Source organism: Kitasatospora sp. NPDC096204, from assembly GCF_044763205.1.
Lineage (GTDB): Bacteria > Actinomycetota > Actinomycetes > Streptomycetales > Streptomycetaceae > Kitasatospora.
The window spans coordinates 62,753-77,666 of sequence record NZ_JBIWFT010000036.1 but is presented as its reverse complement, the minus strand read 5'-3'; the positions used below and the strand labels follow the sequence as shown (position 1 = coordinate 77,666).

General features: G+C 68.8%; 14 protein-coding genes and 1 pseudogene. 5 read left to right on the top strand and 10 right to left on the bottom strand.

Annotation, left to right across the window (positions count from 1 at the left end; translation table 11 throughout):
- The first annotated feature begins 148 nt into the window (after positions 1-148).
- Positions 149-1,760: pseudogene (locus ACIQ87_RS31355) on the top strand (recombinase family protein).
- Between the two features lie 213 nt (positions 1,761-1,973).
- Here ACIQ87_RS31355 and ACIQ87_RS31350 read toward each other — a convergent pair.
- The 5 genes from ACIQ87_RS31350 to ACIQ87_RS31330 all read right to left on the bottom strand — a co-directional run bounded on the left by ACIQ87_RS31350 (position 1,974) and on the right by ACIQ87_RS31330 (position 5,595).
- Positions 1,974-3,413, bottom strand: coding sequence for a replication initiator (locus ACIQ87_RS31350; RefSeq protein WP_402413281.1), 1,440 nt, complete (start codon positions 3,411-3,413; stop codon positions 1,974-1,976).
- A gap of 127 nt (positions 3,414-3,540) precedes the next feature.
- On the bottom strand, positions 3,541-3,732 hold the full coding sequence (locus tag ACIQ87_RS31345; protein ID WP_402413278.1) for a hypothetical protein: 192 nt from the start codon (positions 3,730-3,732) through the stop codon (positions 3,541-3,543).
- Entirely contained in the window at positions 3,732-5,039 is a 1,308-nt protein-coding gene (locus ACIQ87_RS31340; protein ID WP_402413275.1) for an FtsK/SpoIIIE domain-containing protein, read from the bottom strand. The genes ACIQ87_RS31345 and ACIQ87_RS31340 overlap by 1 nt, the downstream gene beginning before the upstream one ends.
- Entirely contained in the window at positions 5,036-5,242 is a 207-nt protein-coding gene (locus tag ACIQ87_RS31335; protein WP_402413272.1) for a hypothetical protein, read from the bottom strand. Before ACIQ87_RS31335 ends, ACIQ87_RS31340 begins: the two co-directional genes overlap by 4 nt.
- Positions 5,242-5,595 (bottom strand): hypothetical protein, encoded by a 354-nt coding sequence (locus tag ACIQ87_RS31330; protein ID WP_402413270.1) that lies wholly within the window; start codon positions 5,593-5,595, stop codon positions 5,242-5,244. Before ACIQ87_RS31330 ends, ACIQ87_RS31335 begins: the two co-directional genes overlap by 1 nt.
- 244 nt (positions 5,596-5,839) lie before the next feature.
- Here ACIQ87_RS31330 and ACIQ87_RS31325 point away from each other — a divergent pair, with 244 nt between their 5' ends.
- Positions 5,840-6,616 carry a GntR family transcriptional regulator gene (locus tag ACIQ87_RS31325; RefSeq protein WP_402413267.1) on the top strand — a complete coding sequence of 259 codons (777 nt, stop codon included), beginning with the start codon at positions 5,840-5,842 and terminating at the stop codon, positions 6,614-6,616.
- Positions 6,617-7,066: 450 nt separating this feature from the next.
- Entirely contained in the window at positions 7,067-8,197 is a 1,131-nt protein-coding gene (locus ACIQ87_RS31320; RefSeq protein WP_402413264.1) for a toll/interleukin-1 receptor domain-containing protein, read from the top strand.
- 267 nt (positions 8,198-8,464) lie between these two features.
- Here ACIQ87_RS31320 and ACIQ87_RS31315 read toward each other — a convergent pair whose 3' ends face one another.
- The 4 genes from ACIQ87_RS31315 to ACIQ87_RS31300 all read right to left on the bottom strand — a co-directional run bounded on the left by ACIQ87_RS31315 (position 8,465) and on the right by ACIQ87_RS31300 (position 10,030).
- Positions 8,465-8,782 (bottom strand): hypothetical protein, encoded by a 318-nt coding sequence (locus ACIQ87_RS31315; protein WP_402413261.1) that lies wholly within the window; start codon positions 8,780-8,782, stop codon positions 8,465-8,467.
- 138 nt (positions 8,783-8,920) lie between these two features.
- Positions 8,921-9,088 carry a hypothetical protein gene (locus ACIQ87_RS31310; RefSeq protein ID WP_402413258.1) on the bottom strand — a complete coding sequence of 56 codons (168 nt, stop codon included), beginning with the start codon at positions 9,086-9,088 and terminating at the stop codon, positions 8,921-8,923.
- A gap of 116 nt (positions 9,089-9,204) precedes the next feature.
- Positions 9,205-9,525 carry a hypothetical protein gene (locus ACIQ87_RS31305; protein ID WP_402413255.1) on the bottom strand — a complete coding sequence of 107 codons (321 nt, stop codon included), beginning with the start codon at positions 9,523-9,525 and terminating at the stop codon, positions 9,205-9,207.
- Between the two features lie 145 nt (positions 9,526-9,670).
- Positions 9,671-10,030, bottom strand: coding sequence for an ATP-binding protein (locus tag ACIQ87_RS31300; protein ID WP_402413252.1), 360 nt, complete (start codon positions 10,028-10,030; stop codon positions 9,671-9,673).
- Positions 10,031-10,342: 312 nt separating this feature from the next.
- Here ACIQ87_RS31300 and ACIQ87_RS31295 point away from each other — a divergent pair, with 312 nt between their 5' ends.
- Together ACIQ87_RS31295 and ACIQ87_RS31290 are read left to right on the top strand one after the other, a co-directional pair.
- On the top strand, positions 10,343-11,581 hold the full coding sequence (locus ACIQ87_RS31295; protein ID WP_402413249.1) for a hypothetical protein: 1,239 nt from the start codon (positions 10,343-10,345) through the stop codon (positions 11,579-11,581).
- Positions 11,582-11,606: 25 nt separating this feature from the next.
- The gene (locus ACIQ87_RS31290) at positions 11,607-12,320 is read left to right on the top strand and encodes a creatininase family protein (protein WP_402413246.1); all 714 of its coding nucleotides are present in this window, start codon (positions 11,607-11,609) and stop codon (positions 12,318-12,320) included.
- A 314-nt stretch (positions 12,321-12,634) separates the two neighbouring features.
- Here ACIQ87_RS31290 and ACIQ87_RS31285 read toward each other — a convergent pair whose 3' ends face one another.
- Entirely contained in the window at positions 12,635-14,578 is a 1,944-nt protein-coding gene (locus ACIQ87_RS31285) for a TIGR03960 family B12-binding radical SAM protein (protein WP_402413243.1), read from the bottom strand.
- Positions 14,579-14,914: the final 336 nt, after the last annotated feature.

Below are 14,914 nucleotides of genomic sequence, written 5' to 3'. Positions count from 1 at the left end.
CGCTCCGGGCGACGGGTTACTTCTGCTGGTCGGCGCCGCCGACGACCGTCAACGGCAGCAACTTCTTACCGGTCGGGCCGATCTGGATCTGGGTGTCCATCTGGGGCTAAATGGAGGCCACTCCACAACCGTCGAGGGGATCACCGACATGGCGAAGCGCGCCCGTACGGCCCGTGCCGCGCAGCAGAAGGCGTACACGGTCGAGACCGAATGGACCGCCGCGGATCTGGCGCTGCTGGAACAGCTGACGAGAGCCGAGGCCGCCCTTCCGGCGGACGCACCCCGGGCGCTGCTCTCGGTCCGGCTGTCCGTACTGACGGAGGACACCACCTCCCCCGTCCGCCAGGAGCTCGACCTCCGCCGCGAGGCTGAACCGGGGGTGCCGCGTGGTCGGCGTCGCCAGCGACCTGAACGTGTCCGCCACAAAGGTGCCCCCGTGGAAGCGGAAGCAGCTGGGTGAATGGCTGAACAACCGGGCACCGGAGTTCGACGTACTGCTGTTCTGGAAGCTCGACCGGTTCATCCGCCGGCTGTCCGACCTGAACACGATGATCGACTGGGCGTTGAAGTACGGGAAGAACCTGGTCTCCAAGCACGACTCGATCGACCTGACCACGGTCGTCGGCAAGATCCTGGTGACGCTGATCGGCGGCATCGCGGAGATCGAGGCCACCAACACGAGCACGCGCGTCGCGAGCCTCTGGGACTACGCGAAGACCCAGTCCGCCTGGCTGGTCGGCAAGCCGGCCTTCGGATACACCACGGACGAGGACGAGAACGGGAACGTCGTCCTTGTCATCGAGGCCGACGCGTACAAGGCCCTGCACTGGTGCCGCCGGATGGCCCGTCGAGGCGTCTCCGCCACCCGCATGGTCAAGCTGTTGAAGCGGGCGGGCCTCGCCAGCGACGGCCTCACAGCCACGACCCTCCTGCGTCAGCTCCGCAACCCCGCCTTGATGGGCTACCGGGTGGAAGAGGAGAAGAAGGGGGGCGCTCGCCGGTCCAAGCTCGTCCTGGACAAGGCCGGGAAGCCCATCAGGGTCGCGGAGGCCGTCTTCGCCGACGAGGAGTTCAACGAGCTCCAAGCGGATCTCGACAAGCGCAGCAAGAACCAGCCGCAGCGCAGGCCCGGTGGTGCCACGAAGTTCCTCGGGGTCTTCTTCTGCGTCGACTGCGGGACGAACATGCTGGAGCAGCGGAACCGCGTCAAGGATCGGGTGTACGAGTACCTGCGGTGCCAGGGCTGCAAGGGCGGAGGCCTGGGCGCCCCCAACCCCGACGTGATCAACGCCAAGCTCGTCCTCGACGTGCTGTCGGTCCTCGGCGACGAGCCCGTACAGGTCCGCGAGTACGCACGCGGCGCGGAGGCACGCGCCCAGGTGGCGCAGCTTGAGGAGTCCATCGCCTACTACATGAAGGAGCTGGAGCCCGGCGGCCGGTACGCCAAGACCCGGTTCACGCGCGAGCAGGCGGAGGAGACGCTGGACAAGCTGATCACCGAACTCGGGGAGATCGATCCCGAGACCACCGAAGACCGGTGGGTGAACGTGGCCAACGGGAAGACGTTCCGACAGCAGTGGGAGGACGGCGGCACCGAGGCCATGGCCGCGGACCTGCTGCGGGTGGGCATCCGCTGTGAAGTCACCCGAACCAAGGTCAAGGGTCAGCGGGCTCCCGCGATCAAGCTGCGGCTCATGATCCCCAAGGACTACCGCGACCGGCTGATCGTCAAGGAGGACGACTTCGCGAGCAAGCTCTGACGAGCGGCCGACCATGCGGAAGCCCCCGGTCATCGAGGCCGGGGGCTGTCATCACTCAGTGCTTGGCGGGGTCGTACGGCTCTTCGTGGCCCTCGTCGTCCACGATGACGATCTCACTCTCGATGATCGGGGCCAGGAGCACCTTCTGCCGTAACGGGACCGGCCCTGCCACCCGAGGCTCGGCCGACGGTCGGAGAGCAGCGCGCTGGGCTGTCACGCTCTCCCCCGGTCTCGATCCGCCACCTTCGCCTCTTCACGGGCGACTTCCCTGTTGGTGGCGAGGTCTTCGGCGATGCCGGCCGCGATCAGCACTTCGGCCGGGGAGTGCCTGGCCCCGACGAAGCGCCAGGCACCTTCGGTCACCGTCTCGCTGTCCCAGCCGCCGTACAGGCCCTGGGCGTGTTCCGCACGAGCCGCCCTGAGCTCCCCATATGTAGTGGAGTAAGCCCGCGTCTTGGTGAGGCAGTGCCCCCGGAAGCCGAGCATGTGGGCCCAGGCGCGAAGGCGCAGGTGTTGCAGTTCGGGCAGGCCGCCGAGGCGCCAGGCGGTGGCGATGAGCGCGCGGACGTGCGGGCTGACCCGCAGTGCCTGTATCTCCGCCAGGGAATCGATGCGGCGGTCGACAGCGCCCGCAGCTTCCACGCTCTTGCTCGTGTACTTGGCTACGTAGGCGGCCACGGCGTCGTCCGTGATGCGTCCACCGTCCCCGTTGGTGAGCCGGTGCGCGTCCAGCTGAGTGCCGAAGCTGAGCCGTCCGCCGCAGTAGGCCGCCGAGTCGGGGCACGGGAGCGCCACGGCGGCAGCCGCCGAGCGGACGGTACCCAGGAGAAGCTCCCCCGTCGCCCAGGCAGGAGGCGGGGCAGTAGGGCCATCGGGACCGTCGAGTCTGACGACGGCGTGGAAGTGGACGGCGCCACGCTTCTGGTACTCGGCGACCTTGGCCGCGGAGACCCGGACCAGGGTGCGTATCTCTGACCGGCCGACGCCCGCCCGGGCGGCGAGGTGGTGGTGGAGGTTGTCGCGGAAGGCCTTCCACAGCGCCGGGGCCATGGCGTTCCAGAGGATGTGGCCGGGGTAGTCGTAGCAGTCCGCACAGAGCGGCTGCCCGACGAGCGGGTCAGCGTCCGGGTGGGTTCGGCCGCAGCCGTGCCGGCCGCCGTGTTCGCAGCGCCGGCGGCGGGCAGGGTGGCAAGCACCCGCTCGGTGGACCGGGCCGAAGGAGGGGGCGGTCAGGGTGACGAACAACCGCGGGTGCGTCCGCACCGTCTCCGGGACGCCTTTGCCGCCGATGAGGCCGGAGCGGACCAGGTGGAAGGTGTCGCCGCTGTGCTCACGGGAGCAGGGCGCGCAGCGGGAGGCCCGGCGGTTGCGGCAGCGGACAGCGAGCCGGCCGCCGGGTTCGGTGGCGGTCGTGAAGTGCCGGAGCACTTCACCGGTCTCCGCGTCGAGGGTTGTGGTGTGCCCGGAGAGGTACACCGGTTCGGCGCAGCCACCGGTGGCGCGGATCTGCTCCAGCCAACGGTTCAGGTCCGGCAGCTCGCCGATTCGGACGAAGTCACGCTCCACCGGCGGCAGTTGGCGCAGCCGCGCCTCCCGGTCGAGGAAGGCGCGGCGTGCGGCGGGGTCGGTGTACGGGTTGGTGGTGGCGGTCATGGTGGGTGTCTCCAGGGCCAGGGTTCGCCGGGCCCCGGCCGGGCCAGGCAGGCGGTGGCGCGGCCGGGGATGGCGTTGGGGTGGGCGGGCCGGGTGGTTGGTCGGGTTGGCACGGTGATCACGCCTCTCAGGTGGTGTGGGTGAGTCCTTGGACGATCCAGGTCACGGCGTAGACGACGGGGTCGGCCCACCCGATGCGGTCGAGGTAGACACCGAGGACGCCGGTCAGGACGACGTGCCAGACCTTGAGTTCGCCGGAGCGGACCAGGAGGAAGGTGACGAGGGCCAGGACGGCGGTCAGGATGAGGGTGGCGCCCATCAGAGGTAGACCCCTTCGCTCGACTCGTCCGGCACGTGGAGGCCGGGCCAGGCCGGCGCCAGCCGGGCGTACTTCCTGGCAGCGCGACGCGCCTGTTCAGGGGTGACGTGGACGGACCGGGCCCGCGCCCATCGGCCGCCGGCGTCCGCCGCGATGGCGACGCCCTGCTCGGCAACAGTGATCTGCTGAGCTGCGACCAAGGCGTCCTTGTCGAGGTCGCCGAGCGCCATCTCCGCCGTCCCGGCATCGTTCACCCGGTGGCAGACCCGACCGGCCAACTGCGCTCGCAGGGCGGTCACCCCGGGCCCGAGGTCCGAGCCGACCCGTTGCCCCGCGATCACCAGGTGGACACCCAGGGCCGCGCCGAGCTGGGCAAGCCTGAGCAGGTTGGTGGAGATCTCCCCCACCTCCGCCTTGTCCTCCCTGGTCGCCGCCAGGTACAGCTCCGCGACCTCGTCCACGATGAGCACGACGGGCACCTTGCGGAGCTTCGCCGGGAGGTCCCAGATCGACCGGGCCCCGACCGAGCGGCACAGCTGCATCCGCGCTTCAGCCTCCGCGACCAACTCCGTGAGCAGGTGCGCGGCTTCGGCCCGGGTGGCCGCCAGCGCCGACAGCCGGTCCTCGAACAGGGACAGCTCCATGCCGCCCTTGAGGTCGATGCCGAACAGAGCGACGCGTTGCGGGGCGAGTTCCTTCACCAGCGCGGCGATGAGAGTGGACTTCCCGGAACGGGTCGCACCGACGATCAGCCAGTGCGGCGCCCGTCGCAGGTCGATCGTCCAGGCCCGGCCGTCCTCCAGCAGGCCGACCACCGCCCGCAGCAGCCGCTCCTTCAGCCGGTACGGCAGCACCGGCGCACGGAGCGGGTCCCAGGCCAGAGCGGACAGGGTGACGAATCCGCGTCCTTCGGACAGCAACCGAACCGCGTGGACCCGCCACGCGTGCGCGAAGGCTTCCACGGCGACGGTGAAGTGTTCGGGCACCTGCCCGGGATGGAGCCGCACCACCACGTCCAGGCCGCCGTGCCGCAGCTTCGGTACGCCCAGGCGGGGCGGGGCCGGCCGCAGCGGATCACCGCGGACGACCGTGTCCCCGATCAGCGCACGCCCGGGACGTTTCGCCACGGCGAGGCCGAGGTTCGTGGTCAGCCGCCGCCACGTCACCCGCACCCGCACGGCACTCACCGGGTAGCCGAGCAGGCACCACCAGAGATAGGGGTAGTTGCGCCGCACCGACGGGGCGATGCTGAGCCCGATGAGCACCGTCGCCAGCATCGCGACCCAGAGCAACTGAAGGACGATCACGGCCGTCCCCCGTTCTCCAGCACCGCGTTGTGCGCCTCGACCTCCAGGTCGCGGGCCTGACCCACGGTCTTGGTGGCGACGGCGGCGATGTGGTCGAAGAGCTGGGCCCCCTCGTCGTCCCGACCGAACGGGTCGACCTCTTCCGCCAGGTCCCCAAGCTCCCTCAGCAGGCCGCGCAGCCTCACGCGCGTCGCGCTGCTCATCAGGCGTCGCCGCCCTTGCGCGAGGCCGCCGGAGCAACGGCCGGAACGGGCGTGATGGCGTCGGCCCGGAAGGACAGGCCGTGTCGGTCCCCCATCGCCCACGAGAAGGCGGTCAAGCCGGTGACGTGCACCCGCACGCCCTCGACCACGCCGACCGGCTCACCGGACACGCTGATCTCGATGATCGAGGCCCGCCGGCCGTCCTGCCGGACCGCGACACCGACCGTGTAGACGGTCTGGCCGTCCCGGTCCTTCCTCAACTCCCCGGTCTCACGGTTCGCCACCCGCGCCTCGGGGGCAACGATGCAGGTCATCGTGCCGAGCCGGGTTCCGTCAACGGGAATGGACTGCATGAGCGCACACTCCTCTGGCACCAAGGCCGCATGACGTCAGTCGTCAAACGTACTTACCTTTGGCGCCTTGACGATGCACACCCCGACGCAAGCAATTCATGCTTACGTTTAACGGCTAGCAACTGACGACAGACATAGAGACGCCGCCCGACCAGGGCAAACGACCACAGACGAACCCTCGAAAACGACACGGCACACGCGAAGCGGGCCCCTCCCCCGGCGCCCGCACCAAGGGGTCAACACCATGGCGATCATCCGGAACGAGGCACTGCATAAGCAGGTCGCAGCTGCGATGCGACAGTCGATCGCCAACGGCGAGTGGCCCCCCGGCACCCAGCTGCCCACCGAGACCGACCTCGCCGAGACCTACGGAGTCTCCCGACCAACCGTCAGGCTCGCCGTCGCCGCCCTCCGCAGCGAGGGACAGCTGGACGTGAAGCAAGGCCGCGGCACCTTCGTCCGCGCCGCCGTCCACGGCCCGAGTGCCAGTCTCGATCGGACCATCGCCGCCCAGGGCGACACCTTCTCGACGCCCATCGACGCCTGGTTCGACCACGCCGAAGAACCCACGGTCTACCGCACCCGCACCGACGCCATCACCGCACCGCTGCTGGAGATGGACCACGACGAGCTGATGCTCGGCTGCGACCGCCTCCTCACCGCCCCATCCGGCGACAGCCGCGCCCTCCACCGCCTCCTGCTCCCCATGGAACGCATCGAGGCCACCCCTCTCGCCCAACATCCCGCCGCCACCCCGGCCGAGGCCTACGCGACCCTCGCCACCGCCGGCCATGACCTCATCTGGCGCGAGCGAGTCACCGCCCGAGTCCCCCAGCCCGACGAGCGCGAGGCCCTCCACCTCTCCGAGGCCGCCGTCCTCCTGGTCGCCCACCGCATCACCTGCGACCAGGCCACCGGACTGCCCCTCATCCTGGAGGAGACCCGCCTCGGCGCCGAAACCACCGCCCTCACCTACGCCATCGACGCCCGCGCGCCCCGCCCCGCCAAGGCTTCCCGCTAACCACCCCGAACAAGTCTCAGCCCCCACGTCCACACCGGGCGCGGGGGCTGTCGCAACTCTTCTTCACTTACTCAAGGGCGCGCACAGCGCGCCAGCGCGCGGCCCTGCCGCTCGCCGTCGCTCCTGTCTGCGCCCCGCTTCGGCGGCGGCCGGCCGCGCACGTCGAACGTGCGGCCGGGAGGGTAGTCGAGGTTAGAGCCCGTCGTGGCTGGGGTCGGGCGGCTCCACAGTTTTACCCACCTCCCCGGTTCGGGACCCGAGTCGAGCAAGAACGGGGGGCCACTCGACCAAATTGCGGTCAGGCCCAGAAGCCCTGACCGAGTCGCAGCAGCTTACGGCCCCCCGATCATGCTCGACCCCAAACCAGGCAGGACACCGGCCAAAACCGCTCCACCACCCTTTGTCAAGTCGCAGTGCAGGGACAGGTGCGGCTGCCCTACCATGTGCCGCATGAATGGCAACGGTCCTGCTGGATTTTGGTCATACAGTCACCGGGACAATGAGCTGGTTGACGGCCGGATTGTCCGACTTGCCAGGTCGATCGGAAACGCGTTCGAACTCATTGCGGGCGAGGAGCTCGCCGTATTCGTAGACAAGGATGACATTGCTTGGGGGGATTCGTGGCGGGCTCGCATTGACCTGGCCCTTTCTAGCGTCACATTCTTGATCCCTGTCATCACCCCTAAGTTCTTCATGAGCCAGGAGTGTCGACGGGAGGTTCTGGCATTTTCCGGCCAAGCTTCAAGCCTCGGCCTGGATGACTTCCTACTGCCGATTCATTACGTTGATGTGCCGCCATTGACCGACGGTCAATCGAGCGACGAGGTAGTGTCACTCATCGCGCGGCGCCAGTGGGTCGACTGGCGGGATCTACGTCTCGAGGACGAGGGTTCGCAGCGCTATCGTCGGGCAATCAACGACCTGGCGTCACGCCTGAAGCAGATCATCGACACGGCCCAAGTTGCCCCCATTCTTTCGCTACCAGTCACTGTGGGCGGCCCGGGGTCGGAAGTGGAGAATCAGGACGAGCCGGGCTTCCTTGACGTTATGGCCGAGGCTGAGGTTGCGATGCCCAAGTGGGCGGAAACACTTCTTGCAATCTCTGAGGTAACGAGGGAAATCGGCGAAAAGGCCCAGCAAGCTACCGTGGATATGGGTGATTCCGATACGCATGGAGGGGGATTTGCCGGACGATTGGCGGCTGCGCACCGCCTAAAAGATTCGCTCGAAGATCCAATCTCTCGATATGTGGAGCTGAGCTCCAAGTATTCGGCAGAGCTGGTTGCCATCGACCCTGGAATCCTTGCTGTTATTCGACTGGCCTCCGAAGGAGGGCTCGTCGGGGACGATGCTCGGGCCGTCAGGGATTTCTTTGCGGTCATTTTGGGCCTTGTTGAGGCATCTCGCGAAACATTTCCAAAGCTGGAGCAGTTGCTGGAAAGCGTAAAGATCCCTGCGCGGCAGAGCAGTGTTCTGAGATCCTCACTGAATAAGCTCCAGTCGGCCATTCGGCAAGTGATTGACGGTAGGGAAATCATTGATGAGTGGGGGAGACTGATCGGCGAGATCGAGGCTGTGTAGTCGCAGCGAGCAGCCATTGGAAAGCTCCACCATCGAGTGACAGCCGTGCCACGGGCGTGCCAGAACGGGCGGTACGTCGCGGTGAATCGCGGGCGCCGGCGGCGAGGTGGCCAGGGAACCGGCAGGGTGGGAGCGCCGCAGGTCACGCCGGGTGTCGAACGTCTGTCCTTGTAAAGATGGGGTAGAACAACCCGCCTTCCGCCCCTCATCGCTGGATCCCGGTCGGGACTGAAAGGCCGGTGCAAGCGGGTCCCTACGTTGGCCCTGTCATGTCAGTTCGCCGCGGACGTTGACTGCCAGGCAGAGCAGCTCCTGGAGGCTCATCCAGCCCTCCAGGACGCCCTCAAGGCGGACCAGCGCTCCGCCCTGAGCGTCGGTGTCGGCGATCGCCCGTAGCTGCAAGCGACCCACGCCGCATGCTGCCAGCAGGGAGTTCACCTCGTCCGCCGTCCGTCTCGCGACCCTCCAGCCGGCCGCGTAGTCCACGCCCGGCAGCCACGCCCACGAGTCCGGGTCGAGGCTCGCCGCCAACTCCGCATCGAAGTCGTCGTCCCCGTCCAACTGTTCTTCAACTCCCCTGGTCAAGAACCGAACCGACCGTCCGTGCACTGGCATGCCGAGGAGCCCGATACCATCGGCATCGGGTTCCGACCCACCGGACCACCCCTCTCCCGCCAAGGTTCCGGGGTGGTCTGGCACGTCTTCAGTTGTCCCTGATCAGGGTCAGGTGCGGTCCCGGGTCGGCTCCTCGCAGCCGAAGATCCGCCGGAACAGCTCCGCCTCGGTCAAGTCGAGCAGCGGATCGTCGACGCCGGTCTTCTCCCGCCAGATCTGCCGCATGAGTAGCAACCGCTGCTCTTCGACGAACCCAGGCTCTGCGAACCATGCCACCGCGTCACGATGCGCGGCCCGCCAGCTCGGCGAGACTGCCCGCACCGGCCAGGAGAACTGGCCGTCCAGCAGCCATCAGGTCGAAACCCGGTCCCACCAGGTCCGCAGGTGCCGGATCACTGGGGCCTCCCGGGGCCAGCGGAGTACAGGCGGACGACGGTCGGGGTCAGGTCGAGGAAGGCCAAAGCCCTCACCTCTCCGTGCGTCGCAAGCCGCTGCCCGATCGTCTGCTCCTCCCACGGCCCGAACAGCTCGGCGAAGTAGGCCTGCTGGTCCGGGCCGAGCGGAAGCGTGCCGACCGCGGTCAGGAGCGCGGCCATCGCCTCCGGCAGCTTGCCGAAGTGCTCGGGCTCCGCGACACCGCGAACTTCCAGGATCACCGGCAAGGTGTACGGGGAGACCGTCTCCGGCGCATCGGGGACTCCAAGCGGCGTCACTTCCCCGGCACCTCCCCCGCGCGGCGCGGGTGCCACTTGTGGACACTTACCGTCTGGCCGTTCACCACGATGCTTCGGGTCAGCGCCTTGCTCAGCCCTGCGCCGCAGTAGAAGCACCGCGTTGCCGCCTCGGACGACCGCCTGCTCATTCCACACCTCCTTCCGGGCCCATCAGGGCCCAAACGATCTTTCCGATGCCTTCGGGCCGGGGCTCGAAGCCCCATTCCCGAGACAGGGCCTCCACCAGGTACAGGCCGCGCCCGGACGCGTCGCTCAGGTCAGCGGCGCACCGGATCGAGGGCTTCTCGCTGCTCGCGTCGTGCACCTCGATCCGCAGGTGGTCGCACACCACCTCGAACCGGACGGCGATCTCACGCCCAGGCGAAACACGCGCGTGCGTCACCGCGTTGGCCACCAGTTCGCCGAGCACCAGCTGGGCGTCGTCCATGAGGGCCGGGCCGCCCGGGACGTTCTGAAGGAAGTCACGCAGGTGGTTCCTGGCCACCGTGGCGGACCGCCTGTGCCGCGTGAGCCTCGCCTCGAACGCGGGTATCCCGGGGGCCGGCTTGTAGGGTTCGGAACCGTCGGGGGGTTCTCCCGAACTGGTCACGTGCACCGCCTCCCGATGCCCAATTGGCGGCCCGAAACCCGGACGTTCCGGCCCTTTGCTCCAGGCTGCCGGGAGGACGTGCGGACTTCGTACCCAAGCTGGTTACCCAGTGTGGGTAAACTCACAGCCAATCAACTTGCTTGCAGCGGCTGCTGATCGACAGCGGGGGCAGTGGTGACCGAGGCTCGCGTACCGGACCGGCTCCCAGTGGGTCTGCTGTCCAACCCGGAGATGATCGCTGCGTGTCGAGGGCGAGACTTCGCCGCCGTGTTCCGGCTGCTCAAGACGGCGGGGATCTACCCGTCGCTCATCGCCCGTTCCTGTGACATGACACCGAGCCGGGTCGGTGAGGTCATGTCCGGGAAGCGCAGGATCGAGAAGATCGATCTCATCGAGCGGATCGCCGACGGCCTTCACATCCCGGGCCGAATGCTCGGTCTGGCTTCTCGTTCATGGGAGCTGGAGGCGCCGGTCCAGCAGCCCCGTCGCCGCCAGCCGGAGCCGTCCGCCAGAGGGACGGGCCTCAACGCACCGATCGACCCCGAGCTCTTCGTCAGCCATCTGCGCGGTGCGATGCCCGGCCACTACAAAGCCGCGAACCTGCTCGGCTCCCGCCACGCGCTCGACGCCGTGACACGGCACTTTCGACTTCTCGACCGCCTCCAACAGGACGCGGGGGGCCGCGCCCGCGACGAACTGCTCACGATCGGCGCGCGCACCGCGGAGTTCCTGGGCTGGCTGAACCAGGATCTCGGGGACTTCGACCGGGCCCTGTTCTGGTCGGACCGCGCCATGGAGTGGGCGCAGGAGGCCGGCGACGACGTGATGGCCGCCTACGTGCTCTTCCGGAAGAGCAACCAGGCCACCGCCCAGCGGCACGCCTCGAAAGCCGTCAGCCTTGCTCGCGCGGCCCAACGGTCGGTCGGGGCCACTCACCGGATCCGGGCACTGGCGGCGCAGCAGGAGGCGCAGGGCCACGCGATGATGGGCAACTCTCGCTTCGCGCAGGCGAAGTTCGACGAGGCTCACGAGATCGCGGCCGCGCCGGACGATTCGCACGCCGACGACGCTCTTGATCTCGCCTACTGCACACCGACCTATATCGAGATGCAGCGCGCGAACTGTCTGATCGAACTCGGCGACCCGCACACGGCCGTGGGCATGTTCGAGGCGGAGCTCCGAGTTCTGCCGCCGGTCTACCGCAACGACCAGGGCGTCTACCTCTCCCGGCTGGCGCGGGCCTACGCGGTGTCCGGTGAACCCGAGCAGGCAGCCGCCGCAGCCGACCGCGCACTGTCCATCGCCGTCGACACCGAGTCGGCGCGCGCAATGTCCGAACTGTCCGCCGCAGGCAAGGCCCTCCAGCGGTGGAACGCCGTACCCCAAGTAGCCACGTTCACCCACCGCTTGGCACTGATGAGCAGCGGAAGCCCTCTCGACCGCTGACGACCCGATGGGAGAGGCTGGGCCCATGGACGCACTGATCACGGCCGCCACCTCCGCAGACGAACGCCGGCGCGGCGCCAAGATCGCCGTGCTGCCGGTCGGCAGCTTCGAGCAACACGGCGATCATCTGCCCCTGACCACCGACACCGTCGTCGCCAGCCTGATCGCCCAGCGGATCGCCACCGACTACGACCTGTTCCTCCTGCCACCCATCACGCTGTCCTGCTCCCACGAGCACGCCCACATGCCGGGCACGGTCAGCATCAGCGCCGCCACGCTCTACGCCGTGATCAACGACATCTGGAAGTCCCTCCAGGCCTCCGGCGTCCCCGGCCTGCTGATCGTGAACGGGCACGGCGGGAACTACGTCCTCTCCAACGTGGTCCAGGAGGCCAACACCGAAGGCCCGCGCGTCGCCCTCTTCCCGGTCCGCGAGGACTGGCACCAGGCCCGCGAAGCCGCCGCCCTGGAGAGCAGCGGCGCCGAGGACATGCACGGCGGCGAGCTGGAAGTCTCCCTGCTCCTCCACGGCGCTCCCCACCTCGTCCGGGACGGAGTCGAGCACGACGACCACGACGCCCCGGAGCGGCCCCATCTCCTCACCCTGGGCATGGCCGGCTACACCCGCAACGGCATCATCGGCCGCCCCTCGCTCGGCACCGCCGAGAAGGGCAAGGCCATCCTGGAGAACCTGTCCAAGTCGGCCGCCGCCCATCTGTCACTCATAGGGGGTAGCTGACCGCGGTCAGCCATCACCCGAAGGCGGCCGATACGCCCAGCGAGCAGAAGAGCCCTCCCCGAGAGATTCGGCGAGGGCTCTACGCGTGGCCTCAAGCCCTCAGACCCACTCGATCGAGGACTCGATGCCCGGGGCACTCCGGGCGGCGGGCAGAGGGGTCTTCCGGTCGCCTTGCCGGGCCTCCCGGACGGCAGGGCCGGGCCCGCCCGGGGCGCGCGTCATGCCGAGCGCACCCAGGACGAGCTCCCGCTCACCCTCCGAGAGACTGTGAAGTAAGTCACACAGCTCGCTCACCGTGTCCCCCACGCCGCCGCCTACTTCTGCTGGTCAGCGGCGTTGACGACCGTCAGCGGGAGCAGCTTCTTGCCCGTCGGGCCGATTTGTATGGCCGTGTCCATCTGGGGGCACACGCCACAATCGAAGCACGGGGTCCAGCGGCAGTCGTCGACCTCGACCTCCTCCAGGGCGTCCTGCCAGTCCTCCCAGAGCCAGTCCTTGTCGAGGCCGCTGTCCAGGTGGTCCCAGGGCAGCACCTCCTCGTAGCTGCGCTCGCGGGTGGTGTACCAGTCGACGTCGACGCCGGTGCCGGACAGGGCCTTGTCCGCGCAGGCCATCCAGCGGTCGTACGAGAAGTACTCGCGCCAGCCGTCGAAGCGGCCGCCGTCCTCGTAGACCTCGCGGATGATCGCGCCGACCCGGCGGTCGCCGCGGGAGAGCAGGCCCTCGACGATGCCGGGCTTGCCGTCGTGGTAGCGGTAGCCGATGTTCTTGCCGTACTTGCGGTCGCCGCGGATCGAGTCACGCAGCTTGGCCAGGCGGGCGTCGGTGTCCTCGGCGGACAGCTGCGGGGCCCACTGGAACGGGGTGTGCGGCTTGGGCACGAACCCGCCGATGGAGACGGTGCAGCGGATGTCGTTCTGGCCGGTGACCTCGCGGCCCTTCTGGATGACGTTCTTCGCCATCTCGCCGATCTGGAGCACGTCCTCGTCGGTCTCGGTGGGCAGGCCGCACATGAAGTACAGCTTCACCTGGCGCCAGCCGTTGCCGTACGCGGTGGCGACGGTGCGGATCAGGTCCTCCTCCGACACCATCTTGTTGATCACCTTGCGCATGCGCTCGCTGCCGCCCTCGGGGGCGAAGGTGAGGCCCGAGCGGCGCCCGTTGCGGGACAGCTCGTTGGCGAGGTCGATGTTGAAGGCGTCGACGCGGGTGGACGGCAGCGACAGGCCGATCTTGTCCTCGGTGTATCGGTCCGCGAGGCCCTTGGCGATGTCGCCGATCTCGGTGTGGTCGGCGCTGGACAGCGACAGCAGGCCGACCTCCTCGAAGCCGGTCGCCTTCAGCCCGCGCTCCACCATCTCGCCGATGCCGGTGATGCTTCGCTCCCGCACGGGGCGCGTGATCATGCCGGCCTGGCAGAAGCGGCAGCCGCGGGTGCAGCCGCGGAAGATCTCCACGGACATCCGCTCGTGCACCGTCTCCGCGAGCGGGACGAGCGGCTGCTTCGGGTACGGCCACTCGTCGAGGTCCATCACGGTGTGCTTGGACACCCGCCACGGCACGCCCGGGGCGTTCGGCACGACGCGGCCGATCCGGCCGTCGGCCAGGTACTCCACGTCGTAGAACTTCGGGACGTACACCCCGCCGGTACGGGCCAGGCGCAGCAGCAGCTCGTCCCGGCCGCCCGGGCGGCCCTCGGCCTTCCAGGCGCGGATGATCTCCGTGATGTCGAGGACGGCCTGCTCGCCGTCGCCGACCACCGCGCAGTCGATGAAGTCCGCGATCGGCTCCGGGTTGAAGGCCGCGTGGCCGCCGGCCAGGACGATCGGGTCCTCGTCGGTGCGGTCCTTGGCCTCCAGCGGGATGCCGGCCAGGTCGAGCGCGGTCAGCATGTTGGTGTAGCCGAGCTCGGTGGAGAACGACAGACCGAACACGTCGAAGGCCTTCACCGGGCGGTGGGCGTCGACGGTGAACTGCGGGACGCCGTGCTCGCGCATCAGTGCCTCGAGGTCGGGCCAGACGCTGTAGGTGCGCTCGGCGAGCACGCCCTCGCGCTCGTTCAGCACCTCGTAAAGGATCATGACGCCCTGGTTGGGCAGGCCGACCTCGTAGGCGTCGGGGTACATCAGCGCCCAACGGACGTCGCAGGCGTCCCAGTCCTTGACGGTCGAGTTGAGCTCGCCGCCGACGTACTGGATCGGCTTCTGGACGTGCGGGAGGAGGGCCTCCAGGCGTGGGAAGACCGATTCGACAGTCATGTACTAGGAACCCTTACGACGTGATTCGATGCCGAGAGCCGGCACGGGTGGGGTGACCCTCAAGGGTAGCCCAATCCGGGGAACGGGCCGTCTGCCCCGGCTCACGGGCCCTCCGTGCTCCGGCGCGACCCGGACGGCCGGAGTCCGCCCGCACACGCCCGCACCCGCCGGTACCCGCCACCGACCGCCGGTGCCCACCCCGGCCCACCCCGGCCCGCCCCGGCACGTGCGGTGGGCGCCCGCCGGCCCGCGCCGTCCGCCGTTGACACGCCCGGACGGGCCGTGCGGTACTGACAGGGCTCCGCCAAAGAGATCTGCACCCCTTCCGGACAAGGA